The organism is Ideonella azotifigens, from assembly GCF_006519715.1.
Lineage (GTDB): Bacteria > Pseudomonadota > Gammaproteobacteria > Burkholderiales > Burkholderiaceae_C > Ideonella > Ideonella azotifigens.
This window is the reverse complement of sequence record NZ_VIDT01000406.1, coordinates 1-5,168: the sequence shown is the minus strand read 5'-3', so window position 1 is coordinate 5,168 and position 5,168 is coordinate 1. Positions and strand designations below refer to the sequence as shown.

Below are 5,168 nucleotides of genomic sequence, written 5' to 3'. Positions count from 1 at the left end.
GGGCGGGTAGCTCAGAGCAGTGGCATGTCACCGGTGCGCCGCGGGCAGGTGATCAGCACCTCGCCGCTGCGCTCGGAGATCAGCTTCAGCTGCACGAAGCTGTTGATGTGGGCGTACAGGCCGAGAAAGCGGTCCAGCACCTGAGAAAACAGCGTCAGCCCGCTGCCGACGAAGTGCTGCTCGTTGACCGTCAGCCGGACCTCGGTGCCACGCACGAAGCTGGCGAACGGGTTGCCCGGCAGGCAGGCCTGCGCGGCGCGGTATTCCACGCGGATCAGCCCTTCGAGCATGCGCTCGTTGTTGGCGCTGCGCGGCAGGTCGTAGAGGCGCAGCATTTCCTTCAGCGCGTCCAGCCCGCCCGCGGTCAGCGAGAGGTGGTTCAGCGACAGGTGCGAGATCAGCCGCCACAGCGCGCCGCGGTCGGCCTCGAAGCGCTGGCTGGCGCTGGGTTTGCGCAGCAGCTTGATCTCGCGCCAGCTGCCGCCGCCTTCGGCGAACAGGTCACCGCCGGGGCTGCCAATGCTCATCAGGCTGGGAAGGTCGCGGTTGGTGGCGCGCACGTCCAGCGACAGCGTGTCGGCCTGCGGCTGGCTGGGATTGAAGTGCAGGTCGACCAGGCCGATCTCGGTTTCGAAGCCCGGGCTCTGGCCGGCGTCCAGCGGGTGGCGCTGCGTGTACCAGTAGCGGCCCATGGCCTCGCCCTCGCGCAGCAGGTCGTCGTGCTGCAGCGAGTAGAAAGGCTTGAAGACCTGGATCGCTTCGCCTTCGGCCGTCTGCTGCACACGGTAGACCCGGTCCACCGCATAGACCTCGTGGCCGAAGGCGCGCCGGCCGTCGGGCAGCACCGGGTAGGTGGCCTGGCTCTGGGTGATGCGAATCGGGTCGGCCCGGGTGCTGAACAGGTTGATGACCGGCGCGCAGCCGAGCACGGTGTTGCGCGCGCTGGTCAGCTCCAGCATGCGCGACTCATGGCTGTCAGGCCGCAGGCCGCCCAGCGCGAAGTGCAGCGTGAGGCTGCGGCCGGCCTGCTGCAGCACGCCGGCAGGCAGCGGCACGTCGACGAAGTTGAACTTCTCCGGGAACGCAAAGTATTCGGTCAGCAGGCGGTAGGCCGGATGCGAGCGGGCGTCGAAGTCGATCAGCGCCTCGGCGTCGTCGAAGCCTGCGCCTTGCGGCAGCACGCCGCGGGCGGCCTGCCACGGGCCCAGGGCCTGGGTCTGGAACAGCGTGGCCAGCACCTTGCCGGTCATGGCTTCGCGCAGCGCGGTGACCAGCGAAGGATCACCGTCGATGAAGAAGCGCAGGCTGTCGATGCCCAGCCCGGCGAAGCTGGCCTGCGGCGACAGCAGCTCCAGCTGGATGGACAGCATCGCGGTGGTCTGCGGTGGCACGATGGTGCCGTCCGGCACCATCACCGCGCCCTGGAAACGCGCCGCGCTGACACGCAGCGGCAGCAGCTGCACTTCGGTGCTGGTTTGGAAGCGGCAGGTCACGCCGCGCAGCGGCCGGGTGTGCAGCGGCGTGCCACGCGGCAGCACCTGGGCCTTGCTCATCTGGGCCGCGGCGCCACCCAGGTCGAAGCTGGCAATCGCGCAGGACGGGAAGGGCCGCAGGTAGTGCGGGTAAAGCAGGCCGAGGAAGGACTCGGTGAACAGCGGGAAGTCGTCGTCCAGCCGCTTGTGGATGCGCGAGCTGAGCAGCGCAAACGACTGGATCATGCGCTCGACGTGCGGATCCTGCAGCACCTCGCCGCTGACCGAAAGCCGGCCGGCGATGCGCGGATAACGGCGCGCGAAGTCGTCCGCCTGGGTGCGCAGGAAGGCGAGTTCGCGTTCGTAGTGGGGCAGCAGGTCCTGCATGGGCGAACTCGGTGATCAGTGCGCGGCGCGCGGGTCGCTGCGGGCCACGGCGTAGCGGTTGGATCCGGGCTGCAGCATGGCGTCGAACGCGACCGGCTCTGCCGTCGGGCTCAGCTGCAGCTTGGCGCGGATCGAGAAGCACAGGCCGGCGCCGACCTTGGCCGTTTCGCGCACCTGCACCTCCACCTGCGTCAGGCGCGGCTCATGGGCGGCCAGCGAGCGCCGGATGGATTCGGTGATGCGCAGCCGGTCCCGGTCGCTGGCGACGTTCAGCGAGGTGATGTCGATCAGGCCGTAGGTCAGCAGCGAGCGCGTGAGCTGCGGGAAGGCCTGCAGGTCTTCGGGCGCGATGCCGGGGCGGGCGTTGAGCAGGGTCTCGATGTCACGGGCGACGGATTCCTTGATCTGCTCGATCGACCAGCGCGGGCTGGTGGCGCGTTGCTGGCCGTCGGCGTCTGCGCCGAGCAGCTTGTCCAGCAGCGAGGGACTGAAAAAATCCATGGGGCGACAACCAGCCTGGAACTGCGGCCTCGTGCGGCACGGCCCGGGCAGGCCGCACGGCACGCGGCCGGCTTGAATGCAAAAGAGCGGCACATGGCCGCCCTGGGTCCGCCGGGAGGCGCGGCGGACCATACCGGCCCGCTGGCTTCCCGGAAGCCGGTCCAAGGACCGGAGGATCAGACCGCGATATTCTTGCGCAGGTCCCAGCCCGCCATGCCGGTCGACGTGGTCGAGCCGTCCGGACGGTGCTGCTTGTATTCCCAGGTGATCTTGCCGTACTTCAGGCCGAAGGTTTCGACCGGCAGTTCGCCTTCTTCGATCACGGTGGCGACCGACGACACGACGACGTCTTCCAGCACGATCTTGTAGTAATCGACGCGGGATTGCGAGGTCGAGGTCGCGCTCTTGCCGCCGTAGGCGCGGTAGAAAGTGACGGTGACCTTGGGATACACGGTGCCGGCGGAAGCGGCACGGTTCAGCTTGGACGTTGCCTTGTCGATGTCCTTGGTGAACAGCATTTCGCCGTGTTCGGTGCGCTCGGCCGTGTGGCCGCCGGCCGACGAAGCGCTCGACGACTTCGGCTGGCGCACGAAGTGTTGGAAGGTCGAGACTTCGATTTCCTGGGCGTGCTTGGTGTCGGTGCTATCGCCTTGCAGCTCGCTCGCGCCTTCGAACTTGACGTAAATGTCTTTCATGGTTTTTCTTGCTCCTGTTAGATGACAGCGTTAGTGATGATTAGCCCTTCTGGGACTGCGGCAGCTCGGCGACGAGACGAAGGGACACGGAGAGCTCGTCAAGCTGGAAGTGGGGTCGGATGAAAGACACCGCCCGGTAGGTGCCCGGGCGGCCCGGCACTTCCGAGACCTGCACCTTGGCCTCGCGCAGCGGGTAGGTGGCCTTGGTTTCCTGCGTGGCGTTGTCGTCCTCGACCACGTACTGGCGAATCCAGCGGTTCAGGAATTCCTCGATGTGCGGACCGGAGGCAAAGCTGCCGATCTTGTCGCGCATCATGGCCTTCAGGTAGTGGGCGATGCGGCACACGCTGAACATGTATTGCAGCTGTGCCGACAGCACCGCGTTGGCATTGGCCGAGTCGCTGTCGTACTTCTTGGCGCGCTGCGTCGACTGGGTGCCGAAGAAGGCCGCGTAGTCGGTGTTCTTGCAGTGCACCAGCGGCATGAAGCCGAGGTCGCTCAGCTCCTTTTCGCGCCGGTCGGTGATGGCGATTTCGGTCGGGCACTTCAGCGCCACTTCGCCTTCATCGGTCTTGAAAGTGTGGGTCGGCAGGTCCTCGACCAGGCCGCCACCTTCCACGCCGCGGATGGCCGCACACCAGCCGTAGTTCTCGAAGGCCGAGGTCAGGCGCGCGCCCATCGCATAGGCGGCGTTGACCCACAGGTACTTGGCGTGGTCGGTGCCGTCCACTTCCTCGACGAAGTTGAAGCCTTCGGTGGCCGTGCCGTCCTTCGGGTTGAAGGGCAGGCGGCCGAGGAAGCGCGGTACCGTGAGGCCAACGTAGCGCGAATCCTCGGATTCGCGGAACGAGCGCCACTTGGCGTAGTCCACGGTGTCGAAGACCTTGGACAGGTCGCGCGGCTTGCCCAGGTCCGTGAATGTCTCCAGGCCGAACAGCTCGGGCGACGCAGCGCTGATGAACGGCGCATGCGCCGCAGCGGCCACGTGCGCCATCTGCTCGACGAGGTACATGTCCTCGGGCTGGCGGGAGATGTCGAAGTCGCCGATCAAGGCGCCGAACGGGGCGCCGCCGAAGGTGCCGAACTCTTCTTCGTAGACCTTCTTGAACAGCGCGCTCTGGTCGAAGTCGATCGCGGTCTTGAAGTCCTTGACCAGCTCTTTCTTGGTCGCGTTCAGCACCTGGATCTTCATGCCGGCGCCGGTCGAGGTGTGCTGGCAGAGGTACTGCAGGCCGGTCCAGCTGGACTCCAGCTTCTGGAACTCGGCGTGGTGCATGACCTCGCTGAGCTGCGCGGAGATCAGCGCGTCCAGTTCGGCCACTCGGGCATCCAGCGTCACGCTCAGGTTGTCCGACACCACCACGGTGCCGGCCATCACTTCGCGCACGAGTTCGGCAATGATGTCCTTGGCGCGGGTGTGCTCGGTCTCGGAGCGGGCAACCTTGCTGTGGGCGACGATTTCGTCGAGCAGGCTGGGCTCGGCCAGGGTGGTGCCGCCCGACGTTGCGGTGAGGGTCTGCGTCATGCGGGCATCACTCCTGAACGGGGGTGGATTCGGTACCGAGCTGCTTGAGCTTCTCGGTGTTCGACAGCACGTCGGTGAGCAAGTCGTCCAGCTTCTCGTTGCCGGCCAGCTTGTTGCGCAGGTCCGAGAGTTTGGTGCGTGCTTCCAGCAGCTTGCGCAGGGGCTCGACCTGTTGCACCACGGCCTCGGGCCGGAAGTCTTCCATCGCCTTGAACTCGAGGTTCACGCCGAACTCGCCGCCGTCGGCCGTCAGCGTGTTCTTGACGCGGTACGAGGTCTTGGGCGCCATGCCGGCCATCACGTCGTCGAAGTTGTCGAGGTCGACATTGATGAACTTGCGGTCCTTCAGCTTGGGCAGCGGCTTGTCCGGATCGGCCTGGCCGGAGAACTCGCCGAGCACGCCCACCACGAAAGGCAGCTCCTTCTGCTCGATGGCTTCACCAACCTGCACGTCGTAGGTCAGTTGCACGCGGGGCGGGCGGACTTTTTCAAGTCGCTTCTGAACGCTGTCTTTCTTGGCCATGGCGGATTCCTTCTGCGGCGCGTTGGAGGCGGGTGACGACGGGGCGCGAGCTCACTTGAGCTTGT

The 5,168-nt window shown here is 66.3% G+C and carries 5 protein-coding genes; all 5 read right to left on the bottom strand.

Annotated features, from left to right (window positions below):
• Nucleotides 1–11: 11 nt before the first annotated feature.
• Nucleotides 12–1,859, bottom strand: a complete 1,848-nt coding sequence (tssF, locus tag FKP22_RS20550; protein ID WP_141289557.1) for a type VI secretion system baseplate subunit TssF — start codon at nucleotides 1,857–1,859, stop codon at nucleotides 12–14.
• 15 nt (nucleotides 1,860–1,874) lie between these two features.
• Nucleotides 1,875–2,360 carry a type VI secretion system baseplate subunit TssE gene (gene tssE, locus FKP22_RS20545; protein WP_170200986.1) on the bottom strand — a complete coding sequence of 162 codons (486 nt, stop codon included), beginning with the start codon at nucleotides 2,358–2,360 and terminating at the stop codon, nucleotides 1,875–1,877.
• 176 nt (nucleotides 2,361–2,536) lie between these two features.
• Nucleotides 2,537–3,055, bottom strand: coding sequence for an Hcp family type VI secretion system effector (locus tag FKP22_RS20540; protein ID WP_141289555.1), 519 nt, complete (start codon nucleotides 3,053–3,055; stop codon nucleotides 2,537–2,539).
• 40 nt (nucleotides 3,056–3,095) lie between these two features.
• Nucleotides 3,096–4,580, bottom strand: coding sequence for a type VI secretion system contractile sheath large subunit (gene tssC / locus FKP22_RS20535; protein WP_141289554.1), 1,485 nt, complete (start codon nucleotides 4,578–4,580; stop codon nucleotides 3,096–3,098).
• Nucleotides 4,581–4,587: 7 nt separating this feature from the next.
• Complete coding sequence (tssB, locus tag FKP22_RS20530) at nucleotides 4,588–5,103, bottom strand: type VI secretion system contractile sheath small subunit (RefSeq protein WP_141289553.1); 516 nt, start codon at nucleotides 5,101–5,103, stop codon at nucleotides 4,588–4,590.
• Between the last annotated feature and the right edge of the window lie 65 nt (nucleotides 5,104–5,168).